Source organism: Acinetobacter pittii, from assembly GCF_034067285.1.
Taxonomy (GTDB): domain Bacteria; phylum Pseudomonadota; class Gammaproteobacteria; order Pseudomonadales; family Moraxellaceae; genus Acinetobacter; species Acinetobacter pittii_E.
On the sequence record NZ_CP139286.1, the window covers coordinates 973,556 to 988,411 of the forward strand.

Consider the following 14,856-nt stretch of genomic DNA (forward strand, 5'->3'; position numbering starts at 1 on the left):
TGATCATCAATTGTATGAATATATATGTATATTGGTCCCTATCAACTGTCAAATAATTTAATTGTTGCTCCTATGGCTGGAGTCACAGACCGTCCATTTAGAACACTCTGCAAGTATTTTGGCGCAGGTCATGCAGTCAGTGAAATGATGACTGCTGATAAAACTTTGCGGATGAGCAAGAAAAGCCTTTACCGTGCCAACTTTGATGGCGAACTCGCTCCGATCTCTGCTCAAATTGCAGGTTCTGATCCTGAGCAGTTAGCAGAGGCTGCACGCTATCAAGTCGCAAATGGTGCACAAATTGTTGATATCAATATGGGATGTCCTGCCAAGAAAGTATGTAACAAACTTGCTGGTTCAGCATTACTACAAGATGAAGACTTAGTGGCTCGTATTCTTGATGCAGTTGTCGCTGCTGTTGATGTTCCCGTGACTTTAAAAACCCGTTTGGGCTTTTTAAATGGTCAAGAAAATATTTTAAGAGTCGCAAAAAGGGCAGAAGAAGCGGGAATTGCTGCACTAGCCTTACATGGTCGTACCCGTGAAGACATGTATTTAAATACAGCACGTTATGATTTGATTAAACATGTCAAAGAATTAATCAATATTCCACTTATTGCGAACGGTGATATTGATAGTCCTGAAAAGGCGAAATATGTGCTCGACTATACTGGTGCCGATGCAATCATGATTGGTCGTGCTGCTCAAGGTCGACCATGGATTTTCCGTGAAATTGCGCATTATTTAAAAACTGGAGAGCACTTAGCTGCGCCTAATATTGAAGAAGTCAAAGATGTACTTTTAGGACATTTGTCTGAGTTATATCAATTTTATGGCGAATACTCTGGATGCCGTATTGCCCGTAAACATATTGCTTGGTACACAAAAGGCTTACGTTCAAGTAACGAATTTCGCCAAAATATGTATAAAGTTGAAAGCACTGCTGAACAAGCATTAGTGGTCGAAAACTATTTTAATCAGTTATTGGCTGAAGGTAATTTAATGAGTGATGTGCAAGTTGAGCAGGTTAACTTATTGCAGACTCATTAAATAAAAAGCCAGTAAATGTTTACTGGCTTTTTTAAATTTACTCATCTTCTAGCATTTCTACGACCAGTTGGTTAACTAGATCAGCAGCAGCTAATTCACGTATTTGTGAGACATTACTACCCGCCCAAAAAGCACCAAAGCCATAGTCTTTATTTTTGCTTGCAATTGCATTGAGCTGCTTAGCCAAATCATAGGTATATGGATATTCGGGTTGAAGAGGGCGGCTAGGTAAATCAATTTGTGTGTGCCAATGGTTGAGCAGGCCGCGGGCAGGACGTCCAGAAAGACTGGTACTGATTTGCGTCACAGTCTCATTAAATAAAGCTTTACGGTATTCGACAGATGCATTTGAAGATGGGCATTGAACGAAGGCAGTTCCGAGTTGAACAGCAGTAGCTCCTAAGCTCAACATATGTCGTGCTTGTGCTCCATTCATAATACCGCCAGCGGCTACCACAGGTCGTTTGCAATGTTGGACAATCAGATGTACTAAATCACTGGTTTTAATTGCTGCATCAAAGGTTTTATTAAAGATTCCACGATGTCCACCAGCTTCAATCCCTTGAGCAATAATAATATCAATACCAGCCGCTTCAATGGCTTGTGCTTCAACTAAATTGGTAGCAGATACCATCGTGATAATTCCGGCATCTTTTAACGCCTGAATTTGATGAGGATGGGGAATACCAAAATGAAAACTGACAGCTTTAGGTTTGGTTTCTAATACGACATTTAGAAAATCATCGTTATCAAGAAAACTTGGATAAATACAGTTTAAGTTTTGAGGAGGCTGTTCTCCGAACTTTTCAAATTGTGGACGTAAATATTCAATCCACTGTGCTGATGTTTGAGGATTAAGTTGTTCGGGCTGATGGCAGAAAAAATTAACCTGAAATGATTTTTCTGTAAGTGTTTGGGTTTTTAAAATCTGTTCTCGAGCACTTTGCGCTGTATTTGCACCTAGACCTAAGGACCCCAGACCACCCTGATTAGAAACTTCTGCGGCAAGTTCAGGCGTAGATACACCTGCCATAGGAGCAAGAAAAATCGGATGTTTAATTTCAAATTGTTGTAATAGGGTCATTTTATTCACCTCGTTTCTTTATCTTCACCATAGCGTGAAAACCGAACCAAGCGCAAATAATATTGGGCATTTAGTTTTTAAATATTTATTTCTTAAATATTTAAAAGTTCTGATTTTTTAAAGTGGAGAAACATGAAATAAAGACCCGATCCAGCTTGAAAAAGCCATCGCTAAAATTCCCCACAAGGTAATGCGTAAACTTCCTTTAAGTTTAGACGTACCTGCGAAATGACTGGATAGCGCCCCTAAAAAAGCTAATGAAATAATGCCAAATATTAAAACGATTTTTTCAATCCAAATTTCTGGACTGAGTAAAATAGCCAGCATGGGAAACAACGCCCCAAATGAAAATGAGCCAGCTGAAGCTAATGCGGCTTGGATAGGATTTGCTGCGGTATTTTCATGAATACCAATTTCATCGCGTGCGTGAGCACCTAAGGCATCATGATGTGTAAGTTGTGTAGCAACTTGTCGAGCTAAATCAGGCTCTAAACCTCTGGCTACATAAATTTGAGTGAGTTCATCCAGTTCACGTTGCGGATGCTTTTTAAGTTCTTGTGCTTCAAACTTTAAGTCCGCTTTTTCAATATCTTCTTGTGATTTTACTGAAATATACTCTCCGGCAGCCATAGAAGTTGCACCGGAAATTAAACCCGCAATACAGGTAATAAGAAGCGTATGAGCAGTGGCTCCACTTGCAGCCATTCCCATGATTAGACTTGTAACAGAAATGATCCCGTCATTTGCACCTAAAACGGCTGCCCTTAACCAACCTGAGCGGTGAATAAAGTGATGTTCTGAGTGTTGGGAAAAGGACATGACTTTACCTTTTTTAGTTATAAATTTTTATCTTATCCTATAAGATTATTTACAATAATACGATTAAAAAATGTGTCATGATAGGAAAAACAAACAGATAAGTACTTTTTAAAACATAATATAAAAGGAGATAAAATGAACAACTTATGGAAGGCTTCTATAGACTTAAATAGTGCAGTTTAGGAGTTTAATTATAATACTTATTGATTAAATTTTAATTCTATTTCTACGCAAACATTCTATCTACTTTCAACTAGAGGTCTCAATGAATAGCAAAACAATAAAATCTCTAACCCGTTCCTTTATCGTTATAGGTTCGATCTGTCCAGCTTTAGGCCTCTTAAGTGTTGAGACTACCTTTGCCCAAGAGATTGTGAATCAAGAATATAAACCGGGTAATCCGATTTATGATAAGTGGGACCAATTTTATAAAATTGAAAAGACTCAACCTGAAAATGCCGAGAAGTTATTATTAGAACTTGGAGAGATGACACCGCAAGATATTAAAGTCTGGAAAAGCTTAACTTATTTACAGATTCAGCTAGGGAAGCAAGAAGCTGCTTTACAAAGTTTGAGAAAAGCAGAGGCATTGGACCCAGCAGATGATAATTTAAAATTACAAGAAGCCTATTTGCTCAATTCTCAAAAAAATAATAAAGAAGCTTTAGTGGTTTTTAAGGAGCTTACGCAATCAAAAGATGCTGATATTGCCACCAAAGCGACACAGGCCGTAAAGAATTTAAGTGGAGGGGAAGTCAAAACTTATTTCCGAGATGTTTATTTTGCGCCTTCATATGAGTCACGTTATGACGATGTGATTTTCCCACTTAAAGCTCGCTATGGTAAGAACCTCGATAATGGTCGAGCACAGGTTTACGGTTTTTTAAACCTAAACCGCGATACTCAATCTCAAGGTGGTGTACGACCTGAAATTATTGATGAAAATGCAGTAACTCTAGGTGTGGGCGCTAATTATCAACCTTGGACTTCTATACCTGTGCGCATGTATTTAGAAGTGGGGGGAAGCTACGATCTGATTGATCGAAATAGAGATAAGTTTCGTGAAAGTGTTGTCGGTGGGGTGACAGGTTATCAAGAGTGGTATTCTCAAAATAGTTGTAATCAGTCACTTTGCTTTAATGATTACTTCACTGATTTATATGGCAATGCAGCGACTTATTCTAGAGAAGATTATAACGTTATTGGTGATTTAAGATTACGCACGGGTCTGAATGTCTATAAAGGCGAGAACGGAACTGTACAGGCTTATATGAAATTGCATGGTTTAGCTGACAGTAAAGATGAATATTACAATAACTTATTTGAATATGGCCCCGGCATTTCATGGCAGCCTTTTAATTATCAACCTATAAAATTACGTGTAGAACGACTATATGGCAATTACTTTAAAGATGTGCCAGTAAATACGAAAGATCATTACAACAATACTCGAGTAGAACTCGTTTTTTATAAGGATTTTTAAAATGAAGAAAGTTTTTATATCTATTGTATTTGGAACCCGACCTGAATTAATCAAACTTGCTCCTGTTATTTTATTGGCAAAACAAGATCCTCGCTTTCAAGTTGAGGTAATTTTTACTGGACAACATGATGAATTGGTCAGAGATGCGATAGATTTCTTTGGGGTTGAAATTGACCACCGTCTTAAAATTATGAATGCTGGACAAAGTTTAAACCAGCTATTAATTCATGGTTTGAGTCAAATCGAGAATGTATACGCTGACGGACAAAAAAGAGATGCAATTGTTATTCAGGGGGATACAACAACTGTGTTAGCCGCTGGATTAGTCGCGTTTTCAATGAAAGTTCCTGTTGCGCATGTTGAAGCTGGTTTGCGTTCTTATGATTTGGATCATCCCTTTCCTGAAGAGGGAAATCGTCAGTTAGTTTCACGTATTACCAAATGGCATTTTGCCCCGACTGAACAATCAAAAAGAAATCTACTTAATGAACAAATTCCGCCAGAACTTATTACTGTTACAGGCAATACAGTCGTTGATGCGGTGTATTTAGGACGTAAGTTAATTTCCGAAAAATCGGATTTGAAGAATCAGCTTGAACCTTATGGAATTCAATTAAAGCAGGATGACAAAGTTGTACTTATTACTGCTCATCGTCGTGAAAACTTTGGTGGTGGAATTCAAAATATTTGCAATGCGGTTGAGCATTTAGCCCAAGACCATCCTGATTTACATTTTATTTGGCCAGTCCATTTAAACCCAGCCGTACATGATGTGGTTCATGATAAGTTTAAAGATCATTCGCAGATCCATTTGGTTAAACCATTAGACTATCCTAGTTTATTGGCAGTCATAGACCGATCTACTTTTATTTTGACGGACTCAGGTGGCTTACAAGAAGAGAGTCCATCATTTAATAAGCCAGTTTTAATCTTACGAGACACCACAGAACGACCTGAAGTTGTTGAAGTTGGGGCAGGTGTTTTAGTGGGTACAAACCAACAAAAAATTATTGAAGAAGCTGAAAAGCTACTCACTGACCAACAGCACTATGAGAAAATGGCACATGTAGAAAACCCATTTGGTGATGGGCAAGCTGCTCAACGTATTCTCGATCAAATTGCTAAATCTTATGAATTGGCATAATGGTGAGTTCAGAATCTCTTCTCACTTATGGATTTATTAACCCCACCATAAGTGAGTCGGTACCATAAGCTCACAATATTAACGCACCAACGATTCATGTAATGAGGACCATCAAAAATATAAACAGTTTTGCCTTCGTACGCTTTTAGCTGAGAAATAATTTCCCAAGGATACGCGGCTCTAAATTGCCCATTCTTTTTTACCCTAAAAGCTTCTAACACTATAATTACTCTATCTTTCCCAAGCTTCTGTTCAAGTTGTTCTAAAATATGTTTGGCTTGTTGAGGTGAGCGAACACCCACGCCAACACCATCTTGAAAAAAAACTCCAGTATGGTCAGGTAGCCAGCTTTTAACCCATAAATCATAATGTTCAGGTTCGCTTTCGCCACTATAAATACTTACCCAGACTGGTGAGGGGAGTTTAGATAATACATGACCCAAAGCACTTACTCTTAGCCAAGTTGGATCTGCTTCTACTGGAAAATAATAACCTTTAGGTGCTATTTTTTGTTCTTTTATAATTTGGGTAGATTTTTCACCTAACTCAATGACATTAGCTCGAGCTTTAGGTTCATTATATTCACCTGCTAAGCCCAATATGATGTTTTTTGCCCAAGGTTCTTGTTTAATTTTTTCTAAATTAATAGCTTTTTCCCATTGTGGAAAATTTGATTCTTTCCACCATGATTTAGATTCAACCACAGACCATTGAGGAACAAAGGTATCAACACCTAAATAGTGCCAATTTCCCTCTGGTGGAGTTGTATCATTGTCGGGCTGCCAAAAAATGCCTTCAATATGCGGGGCTTGACCTTGATGTTTGAAAAGCCCTGCATATGCGATGACACTACATATAATTAAAATAATAAATGCAGCTATTTTAATTGGTATCTGTTTTCTCATTATTTCGTCTTAACCAGTACCACAAGAAGATAATTATTATCATAATTGCAGAGATAATCACAACTAATAAGAAGAAAGAAGACTGTTGGACTAAAGGAGCCTTTTGATTACCGACGATGAGTTTTTGTAAAACATAAATATTTCCATTTTCCGAAACTAACATTTTGGTCACGTTATTTGGAATTTTATGTTGGATCTTTTCCCAAAGGTGCATAAACGTTTGTGCACCACCTTCGGAATCAGTAATCACATCAAAGCGATTATTGTTATAACTAACAATGAAGCCATTCTGCGCAGCAGGTGCATAAATAATATCCTGATGCATTAATACCTGTTGCTGATAAATATCTTTATTCACACGGACATTTACGGATTGTGGCGCGTTCGGTGAATAACGGACTAGATTGAGAGGCATTGGTGCTTCTGTCAAAAGCATTTTTTTCGCCGTTTGACCTAATACAATAGCAATATTTAACGCACCTGATTGATCATCAATCGCAATAGTCGGAGTCGTTGCTAAAGTCATTGAAATTGCCGCCACCCCATTTTTGAGTTTATGAGGAAGCTTTACAGTAGATTTGGCTGTGTCAATCCAGAGTGAACCGTGTGCATTCGGTAAACACTGAGAATTGGCAATGACTGAGTTTTCTAGCTTTAGACTAAAATTTGTCGTATTAGAAATGGCTTTTGCGAAAATATTGAACTGACGGTTTACTGGGTCGGAAGCCAGATCCGCCGTTTTCATACTTCCTGCAAGCCCGCCATCAATCCAAGCCGTAATATTGGAACCTTGTAATAAACCACTTTGAATACGAAGCGCAATTTGTCCTTGCAAAATATCAGTTGGTTGCCATACCGCAGGGAAATCAAGAAACAAGTTTTTTTCGGCGTGATTTAATCTGAAATCTTCAATGCCTAAATCAGCGAGTGTATCGATTTTTTTAAATTGAGCCCAAGTTGGATGGGATATCGTATTTGGGAAAAGTGCACTTCCTGTACTCAATTGTTGTACATAAGAAGGATTAATTAACCCATTTATTGCACTCGTTAAGTCTTGTTGCGTGTGGTATGTAATGGAGAGTGTAGGCACACCATCTACAGGTTTCGTAATTTGTACTAATGCTCCGCCTTTTAGTGGTGCTGGTGAGCGAATAACTTCAATAATAAAGTTTGTTTCCGGATTTAAATTTGTTTGACCTGAATCGACCCATTCAATAGGGGTGATTGAAGTCCATGAACTTGCCAATCTAGCGAGCATGGAGGCTTCTGTAATCTCATTACGATTATATTTTAAAATCCCAACAAAGGGAGTTGGACGTCTCGCTTGTGGGTTAAATAAAGCATCTGGCAAGTCTTTTAAACGGTATTCATTACGAATAGGTGTAAAGTCGAGTTGGGAATTGCTTAAATAAGTTAGGTGATCAATATCTTCTGTACAGAATGTTTCTCTGGTTTGATTAAGCGTAGACGGTTTCGCATATTGTTGAATAATAAAATCCAAACGATGAAAGCCACTCTGACTTGCGGGGATATCAAATTTGAATTGACCATCACCGCTCAACGTAGTGTTATAAATCAGTTTATCATCATATTTTACAAGTAAAGTTGTATCACTTTCCGTGGAATAATCACTTGAAAATTGAATGCTTTGCCACTGGGCACCTTTTCCAATATAGAAAAAATGTGGCTCGACTGTATATTTGGTTGAGGTACTAATATCGTCGAGTTTCCATGTGTACGCATGAGCAGACATGGCGAGCATAAGACTGGTGCTGGCAAGGAGCACTTGAGCTGTTTTATAAAGATCAAAAGTCTTTTTCATTTATTTTTTCTCCTTGCTACGTTCCGTTTTGTACCATTGAAGGGAATTACCCTGTATTTTATTTTTAAGCATGTCATATGCGGCTTTAAATACAATAAAAAGAAAGATTTGTGAGTAACTTACATAAGATATAACAGAGTAAAAGTAGAGTTCTGGTTTAACTTTTTCGAGCGAAAGGGTAAACCACATTTGTGCGACATATAGGCAAAATGAAAGCCCCCACAAAGTGGTAAATGGCCCCGGAACTGAAATACCTGCAATATCAAGCAACCCAAGAGTTAAAGTGATATGACTCCAGAATAAAGCGGGTACAAAAAGTATGTAGCACATAATGTTATTTAGAATTTCAATTCCGATAGGAAAAGGCGTTCTTAACGCTACGGGTAAATATTTACGAGTTACATAAAAATTACCTTGAGTCCAACGGGAGCGCTGTTTAACAAATACACTTAAAGAGGGTGGGTCTTGCTGCCAACCAATTGCATAAGGCACCCATTTAATCCGTTTTTGGCCGATAAAAATCCTAAAACTCATTTCCGTATCATCGACTAATGATTTTTCATCAAAACCACCCAAGGTTTCTAAAGCATCACGCCAAATGACATAGTTTGTACCCATTAATGTCGATAATTCAAAACGTTGCCAACGCCCGCCTTGGAAAATCCATTGAAAAAAGATGAATTCGATTGCGATAAATCGGGTCAAAATACTATCTTGCCAGTTGCGCGTTCTTACTTTCCCGTTGACGGCCACTAATTTTTTATCGGCAAGGAGGGTTTGAGCGAGCAGGCGAACACAATCGGGTTCTGGTGTACTGTCCGCATCATAGACAACAATCAATTCGCCTTTGGCATGGGGAAGGCCATTATTCAGCGTTCTAGATTTACCTTTGCCCCCCATTCCTTTAGGAACATTGACAATTTTTATGCAAGGATAAATCTGTGCCAAATTTTCGGCAATTTCTAAGGTGTTATCTTTAGATCCATCATTAATCAGTAGAACTTCATATGCTTCGGCTGGGTAATCTTGTTGAGCAATTGCATGCAAAGTATCTTCAATCACAACGCCTTCATTGTAAGCAGGGATCAAGACACTCAGAACGGGCCACCTCTCTGGTATAGGAAGGTTTTGTAATTCTTTTTCCGCTGTTTTTGAATATTTCCAAGCTTGATAACTTAACCACGCCCAAAATGCTTGTGGAATCCAAATCCCTAAAAAACCAAATAAAAAGAGAATATCAATTGGAGCCATTTGTTCGTACCCTCCTGATAATAGAAGAGATGAGCAACAATAGTAAAATTAGCCCGACTACCAGTGAAAACCAAGATATATAACTACCAAATGTACCGAGAAGGTTTGGATAACTACTTGTTAAAATAAGGTCAAGCGGAACTACAACAGTGCTTAGCCCAATGAAAATATAGCCAAGAAGGCTTGTTTTTACTTCTTCGGGTGTACTTACATAATTGATATTATTAAATTTCCAAGAGATACCGAGTTGAGGGTATCGGATATTTGTTGTTGGTAAATCAGCAGGAGGATTAATAATAATTTCATAACCAGACATATGGTTATTAAAACTTTTAGCTGAGTAGAATAAATGTTGGCCTTGCAAGATTTCTCGTGAAGGTAGGGGAAGCTGTGCCGGATTGAATTGAATAATATAGCTACCCGCAGGTTGTGAAATTAAATTTTCATCCCAACCTGTTGAAACAAAAGCAGCCATGGGCCGTAAACCAATGGCAGTGGAAAATGTGGCTTTGGCCGCAAAATATTGAGGTTGCTCTGATTTATAGAGTGCAATCGGAATCGCACCTTGGCTTACTGCTTCTTTGAGCAAGAAATAATGAGGAAATCCGAATACTTCATCCGGTAATATAATGCCAGGCTTAATTCCTTTGTGAATCAGCTGTTGAAAACTATCTGAACTGATTTGGTCAATTGTAAAAACAGGCCACCATGTATCTTGATATGGGAAAAACATAGAAAGATCATCTGTACTCTGAACTTCTTTTTTATTTTGTTCTGCTTTAATTTCACAATGATAATATTGGCGGTAGAACTGTTGTAAAGTAGCGTCTGGATATTGGCTAGAAGCAATAATAATTCCACAAATATTAAGAAGATTGGACATTAGTTCATCTCCTCAGGCGGAATAGGAATAACTTTATATTCCACCTCAAGACGTAGTGTCATAATTTCTCTTAATTTTTTAATAAAATCAGGTTCTTCATCCGTTTTTTGGTTGCGAATTACAATACTGTATATTTTTTCAAGATCATCATCGGCAAATTGGAAAATAATTTCTTGCGGCTGATGCTGGCTCAAAATTTTGATCATTTCATTTTGAGTGGTTTTCCATACATCATCACCTAACATTTCTTTAATTAAGCTGCGGTTGAGAATTTTGATTTCAAAGACTTCATAGTCTTGTATTTGATGATGATCGAGAAGTTTAAAGAAACTACGTTGAAAGTACTTGAGTGCACTTAGTGGGAAAATATCACGTCGGTAATTACGGTCATAGCTTTGAATGTCACGGTACTTTTGGACATTAATTTCAATATTATGGCGTATAGCGCTAAGAAAAAGAGGAATGAGAGGGATAATAAAAAGTAAAAGAAGCTGCCTTTCAATATGGGTTTGTGCACTTAAATCAAGCAAGAAATATACAGCAACCCCTACGAAAGCGATTAGCCCAACGATTAAAGATGCACCAACTTGTAAAAAAGCTCCAGAAATTAAAAGAATAAGGATGAAAATCCAGCTTCCTCTAAAACTTACAGGCAACCACTCATACGCTACTATGCCCATAAATAGATGAGCTGCGATAATCCATAAGACGAGTGTTCTTCCAGGGTTCTTTTGTTGTTGTTGCATGTGAGCTATGGTTACCTTCTGGTAATGATAGTTTTTATACTTTTATTACTAAATGTGAGGTATTACGAAGTTATTGTTGTTTATGACCTTTTTAAGTATCTATTATGTTTATTTTTAGATCAAAGTCACCATTTAGTCAAATACTGTTATTATTTTTTAATTAAAAATAAACAGATAAGACCTAACTCTTATTTAAATACTCTTGAAAGTTTCAATTGCTTTAAGACGTGTTTCCTTTAAATCAACTATTGGTTTTGGATAATTTAACTGAGTATTCGTTTTGGTTGAGTAGGGTTCATGAATGGCTTTATTGTCTAGATGAGCTAATTCTTCAACCCATTGACGAATATAATCCCCATTTGGATCAAATTTCTTTGATTGAGCAATAGGATTAAAAATTCTAAAGTAAGGTACAGCATCGGTTCCTGTAGAAGCGCACCATTGCCAACCACCATTGTTTGCTGCTAAATCACCATCGATTAAATGCTCCATAAACCATTGTTCACCAATACGCCAATCTATCAGTAAGTTTTTACATAAAAACATGGCCGTAATCATGCGAACACGATTATGCATCCATCCTGTTTTTAGAAGTTGGCGCATTCCAGCATCAATAATCGGTATACCCGTCTGGCCAGTTTGCCATGCGGTGAGGTGCTCTGGATTATAATTCCATTTGATTTTCTGAGTATCCTTTTTAAATGGAATGTGTTTAGAAACATGGGGGAAATCAAATAAAATATGTTGATAAAATTCTCGCCAAAGCAGTTCATCTAGCCAAGTCTGCTGGCCTTCATTCGTCAAATGAAAGTTGCCATGTTCAGTTCTAAAAAGGGCCTGCAGGCATTGACGAATAGACAAAATTCCAAGGTTTAAATAGGGAGAAAGTTGACTAGTTCCTTTCACATGGGGAAAGTCACGCTCTAATTTATAGTCAAATAAATGATCTTTAATAAATACATCGAGCTGCTCTAGAGCAAATCTCTCTCCAACTGGCCATAGGTCTTCTTGTTCTTTAGAAACAGATGAGTCAAAAAAAGCTTCGATATCTTCTAGAGTTAAGCTGTTTATTTTTGAAAAAGAAGTGGGGTAGTCATTTTGCTTTTCAGGAATCGGATAGCATTGAGGTAAACCACTAATATCCAATTTTGAATAACAGGCTTTTTTGAATGCACCGAAAACCTGGTAGGGCTGTTGTGACTGATTGCGAATAGAACGTAAAGGAAAAATTGTACGATCATGGAATAAAAAGAGTTCTTTACCTTGCTGATTTAAAACTTCCTGTACAGTTTTATCTCTTTTTAATTCATTAAAGCCGATCTCTATATTTGAATAGACGTTTTTAATATTGAGCTGATTTGTCAGTTTACCCATTAAGTCAGCAATACTTTTCCAGCAAGGCGTGACTTGGATAATAAGTGGAATGTTAAGCTGTTCTAATTCTTTTTTGAGCTGTTGAAGCTGACGTAAATAGAAATTAATTTTTATAGGTGCGTCGTGGTGCGTTTGCCATTGTTCAGGCGATAAAATAATTAATCCAATACAAGGTCCTTGTTGAGATGCATGCCATAAAGCAGCATGGTCTCGAACTCTTAAATCCTGACGAAACCAAACCAGCTGATTTACGTTTGACATGAAAAATGACCTTTATAAATTTAAGTGAGCGAGAGAATTATTAAAATAGTATATAAAAATAAAAACATAAAAAAAGCAAAGCCGAAGCTTTGCTCTTATTCATCTTTAAAGATGAATTAGTGGTGATGACCACCAGCACCGTGTACGTGACCGTGATCTAATTCTTCTTGAGAAGCATCACGGATTTCTACGATTTCAACTTCAAAAGTTAAATCTTGACCAGCAAGTGGGAAGTTAGCATCAACAACAACGTTGTCGCCTTCAACCGCTTTAACAGTAACGATCTGAACGCCGTCATCTGTTTGAGCTTGGAATTGCATACCAGGTTGGATGTTCTCAACACCTTGGAACATTTGAGCTGGCACTTCTTGCACTAGGTCTGGGTTGTATTCGCCATAACCTTCAGCAGCAGGTACGTTAACAGTAAATTTTTCACCAACAGTTTTACCTGTTAATGCATTTTCTAAACCAGGAATGATATTGCCTGCACCGTGCAAATAGGCAAGTGGTTCACCTTGAGATTGATCAAGTGTTTCACCCTCAGCGTTTGTTAATTTGTAGTGGAATGAAACCACGTGGTTATTTGCAATAGCAGTCATGTTTTTGATCCATTCAATCAATTGAAGCGTACATCATAAAGTGAAAAATAAATTTTGTAGACTACAAAATCTTAATCTTTGGCACTTTTTCTGATGCGTTTTTATATAAATAGGGACGAACTTAAAAAATTCAACTTAATACAGCTTAATTTTTGGACGTACACGTCTTGTAAGTAAATCTTTCATTGTGAGTATTCCAGCCTGAGTGTATCCGTGAATCGTTGCTTGATGTAAACGATATAAAGAGACATACATGGTTTTTGCAATGTAGCCTTGCACACTGACATCACCAAGTAATTCTCCAACGGCCTTATGACGACTTAAAGACACGAGAGAACCTTTGTCGTTAAATGTAAACATCGGCTGTGATCGGCCATTTAATCGAGCAGCCATAGCATCGACTAAGAAACTCGCTTGTTGACTTGCAACTTGAGCACGTGGGCCAAGTGGAGGTTGTCTTGCATCAAGTTGGCAATGAGCACAGTCACCAAACGCAAATACATTTGGATCGGAATAGGTTTGCAACGTTGCATAGACCATCAGACGGTTAATATTATCACGTTTAAAATCGGTAAAACTTTCTAGAACCTTAGGTGCTTTTACGCCTGCCGCCCAAACAGTAATATCACTTTTTAATTGATTACCATTGCTAAAGTAGATGCAATGCTTATCAATTTTTTCAACGCGGTGTTGAGTTAAAATTTCAACGCCCATTTTTTTGAGCTGCTCAGCACTGTGGTCGGCAGTTTTATCACTTAGAGCGGGTAAAATACGTTCAGAAGCTTCAATCAGTGTAATTTTGACTTGGTTGGGATGAATTTTCTTTAGACCATATTTATAAAAGTTTTTAGTTGTTTCAATTAACTCAGCTGCAAGCTCTACACCTGTCGCTCCAGCTCCCACAATTCCAATATTTAAAGTTCGCTGATTAGGTTGATTTTGAGCTTCAATATAGAGATGTAATAAATCTTGCTGGAAAACATCGGCTTGTTTTCTGCTGTCGAGGAAATGACAGTTTTCACGCACACCTGTTGTATTAAAGTCATTGGATACTGAACCAAGCGCTAAAATAAGCGTGTCATAGCTTAACTCTTGCGGATGATTTTGTTGTTCCTTAGACAGCTGAGGAGGAATTAACTCAATTAATTTTTTGTCTTTATTAACGCCAACTAATGTTCCGAGCACAAATTCATAATGATGTTTTTCTGAGTGTGCAAAATAGTTTGTTTGTTCTTCGTGCGGATTTAAAGAACCAGCAGCAATTTCGTGAAGTAAAGGTTTCCAAATATGGGTGAGGTTTTGGTCAACCAATGTAATCTTTGCTTTACGGTTTTTCCCAAAAGTTTCACCGAGTTGTGTGGCCAGTTCTAAGCCACCAGCACCACCACCAACAATTACAATATGATGTAAATTTTGGGTCATTTTTTCACCTAAT

The 14,856-nt window shown here is 37.6% G+C and carries 13 protein-coding genes; 3 read left to right on the forward strand and 10 right to left on the reverse strand.

Features of this window, described 5'->3' with window-relative positions:
• Nucleotides 1–24 precede the first annotated feature (24 nt).
• On the forward strand, nucleotides 25–1,050 hold the full coding sequence (gene dusB / locus SOI81_RS04590; protein WP_224991484.1) for a tRNA dihydrouridine synthase DusB: 1,026 nt from the start codon (nucleotides 25–27) through the stop codon (nucleotides 1,048–1,050).
• Between the two features lie 37 nt (nucleotides 1,051–1,087).
• Here dusB and SOI81_RS04595 read toward each other — a convergent pair whose 3' ends face one another.
• Together SOI81_RS04595 and SOI81_RS04600 are read right to left on the reverse strand one after the other, a co-directional pair.
• A complete protein-coding gene (locus SOI81_RS04595) occupies nucleotides 1,088–2,134 on the reverse strand; it encodes an NAD(P)H-dependent flavin oxidoreductase (protein ID WP_239975175.1) in 1,047 nt (348 codons plus the stop codon).
• Between the two features lie 117 nt (nucleotides 2,135–2,251).
• A complete protein-coding gene (locus SOI81_RS04600) occupies nucleotides 2,252–2,953 on the reverse strand; it encodes a VIT family protein (RefSeq protein ID WP_239975176.1) in 702 nt (233 codons plus the stop codon).
• 265 nt (nucleotides 2,954–3,218) lie between these two features.
• On the opposite strand from SOI81_RS04600, the gene SOI81_RS04605 reads away from it, so the two are divergent.
• Both SOI81_RS04605 and wecB read left to right on the forward strand, forming a co-directional pair.
• Complete coding sequence (locus SOI81_RS04605; protein ID WP_224991481.1) at nucleotides 3,219–4,436, forward strand: tetratricopeptide repeat protein; 1,218 nt, start codon at nucleotides 3,219–3,221, stop codon at nucleotides 4,434–4,436.
• A gap of 1 nt (nucleotide 4,437) precedes the next feature.
• Complete coding sequence (gene wecB / locus SOI81_RS04610) at nucleotides 4,438–5,580, forward strand: non-hydrolyzing UDP-N-acetylglucosamine 2-epimerase (RefSeq protein WP_224991480.1); 1,143 nt, start codon at nucleotides 4,438–4,440, stop codon at nucleotides 5,578–5,580.
• Between the two features lie 8 nt (nucleotides 5,581–5,588).
• Here the strand turns inward: wecB and SOI81_RS04615 are convergent, their stop codons facing one another.
• The 8 genes from SOI81_RS04615 to ndh all read right to left on the reverse strand — a co-directional run bounded on the left by SOI81_RS04615 (nucleotide 5,589) and on the right by ndh (nucleotide 14,843).
• On the reverse strand, nucleotides 5,589–6,485 hold the full coding sequence (locus tag SOI81_RS04615; protein WP_320541291.1) for a hypothetical protein: 897 nt from the start codon (nucleotides 6,483–6,485) through the stop codon (nucleotides 5,589–5,591).
• Nucleotides 6,463–8,307 (reverse strand): hypothetical protein, encoded by a 1,845-nt coding sequence (locus SOI81_RS04620; RefSeq protein WP_239975178.1) that lies wholly within the window; start codon nucleotides 8,305–8,307, stop codon nucleotides 6,463–6,465. Before SOI81_RS04620 ends, SOI81_RS04615 begins: the two co-directional genes overlap by 23 nt.
• On the reverse strand, nucleotides 8,308–9,558 hold the full coding sequence (gene icaA, locus SOI81_RS04625; RefSeq protein WP_224991477.1) for a glycosyltransferase family 2 protein: 1,251 nt from the start codon (nucleotides 9,556–9,558) through the stop codon (nucleotides 8,308–8,310).
• A complete protein-coding gene (locus SOI81_RS04630) occupies nucleotides 9,545–10,441 on the reverse strand; it encodes a hypothetical protein (RefSeq protein WP_016140322.1) in 897 nt (298 codons plus the stop codon). Before SOI81_RS04630 ends, icaA begins: the two co-directional genes overlap by 14 nt.
• Complete coding sequence (locus SOI81_RS04635; protein WP_016140323.1) at nucleotides 10,441–11,187, reverse strand: hypothetical protein; 747 nt, start codon at nucleotides 11,185–11,187, stop codon at nucleotides 10,441–10,443. The genes SOI81_RS04630 and SOI81_RS04635 overlap by 1 nt, the downstream gene beginning before the upstream one ends.
• Before the next feature lie 192 nt (nucleotides 11,188–11,379).
• Nucleotides 11,380–12,822: a deoxyribodipyrimidine photo-lyase gene (gene phrB / locus SOI81_RS04640; RefSeq protein ID WP_320541292.1), complete on the reverse strand. Its 1,443-nt coding sequence runs from the start codon at nucleotides 12,820–12,822 to the stop codon at nucleotides 11,380–11,382.
• 116 nt (nucleotides 12,823–12,938) lie between these two features.
• Nucleotides 12,939–13,421, reverse strand: coding sequence for an FKBP-type peptidyl-prolyl cis-trans isomerase (gene slyD, locus SOI81_RS04645; protein ID WP_002118581.1), 483 nt, complete (start codon nucleotides 13,419–13,421; stop codon nucleotides 12,939–12,941).
• A 135-nt stretch (nucleotides 13,422–13,556) separates the two neighbouring features.
• Nucleotides 13,557–14,843: an NAD(P)/FAD-dependent oxidoreductase gene (ndh, locus tag SOI81_RS04650; protein ID WP_224991474.1), complete on the reverse strand. Its 1,287-nt coding sequence runs from the start codon at nucleotides 14,841–14,843 to the stop codon at nucleotides 13,557–13,559.
• Nucleotides 14,844–14,856 lie beyond the last annotated feature (13 nt).

Coding starts and splice junctions, on each gene's coding strand:
- SOI81_RS04605 (WP_224991481.1), top strand. CDS start 3,219: ATGAATAGCAAAACAATAAAATCTCTAACCCGTTCCTTTATCGTTATA.
- dusB (WP_224991484.1), top strand. CDS start 25: ATGTATATTGGTCCCTATCAACTGTCAAATAATTTAATTGTTGCTCCT.
- ndh (WP_224991474.1), bottom strand. CDS start 14,843: ATGACCCAAAATTTACATCATATTGTAATTGTTGGTGGTGGTGCTGGT.
- wecB (WP_224991480.1), top strand. CDS start 4,438: ATGAAGAAAGTTTTTATATCTATTGTATTTGGAACCCGACCTGAATTA.
- SOI81_RS04620 (WP_239975178.1), bottom strand. CDS start 8,307: ATGAAAAAGACTTTTGATCTTTATAAAACAGCTCAAGTGCTCCTTGCC.
- SOI81_RS04630 (WP_016140322.1), bottom strand. CDS start 10,441: ATGTCCAATCTTCTTAATATTTGTGGAATTATTATTGCTTCTAGCCAA.
- phrB (WP_320541292.1), bottom strand. CDS start 12,822: ATGTCAAACGTAAATCAGCTGGTTTGGTTTCGTCAGGATTTAAGAGTT.
- slyD (WP_002118581.1), bottom strand. CDS start 13,421: ATGACTGCTATTGCAAATAACCACGTGGTTTCATTCCACTACAAATTA.
- SOI81_RS04595 (WP_239975175.1), bottom strand. CDS start 2,134: ATGACCCTATTACAACAATTTGAAATTAAACATCCGATTTTTCTTGCT.
- SOI81_RS04615 (WP_320541291.1), bottom strand. CDS start 6,485: ATGAGAAAACAGATACCAATTAAAATAGCTGCATTTATTATTTTAATT.
- SOI81_RS04600 (WP_239975176.1), bottom strand. CDS start 2,953: ATGTCCTTTTCCCAACACTCAGAACATCACTTTATTCACCGCTCAGGT.
- icaA (WP_224991477.1), bottom strand. CDS start 9,558: ATGGCTCCAATTGATATTCTCTTTTTATTTGGTTTTTTAGGGATTTGG.
- SOI81_RS04635 (WP_016140323.1), bottom strand. CDS start 11,187: ATGCAACAACAACAAAAGAACCCTGGAAGAACACTCGTCTTATGGATT.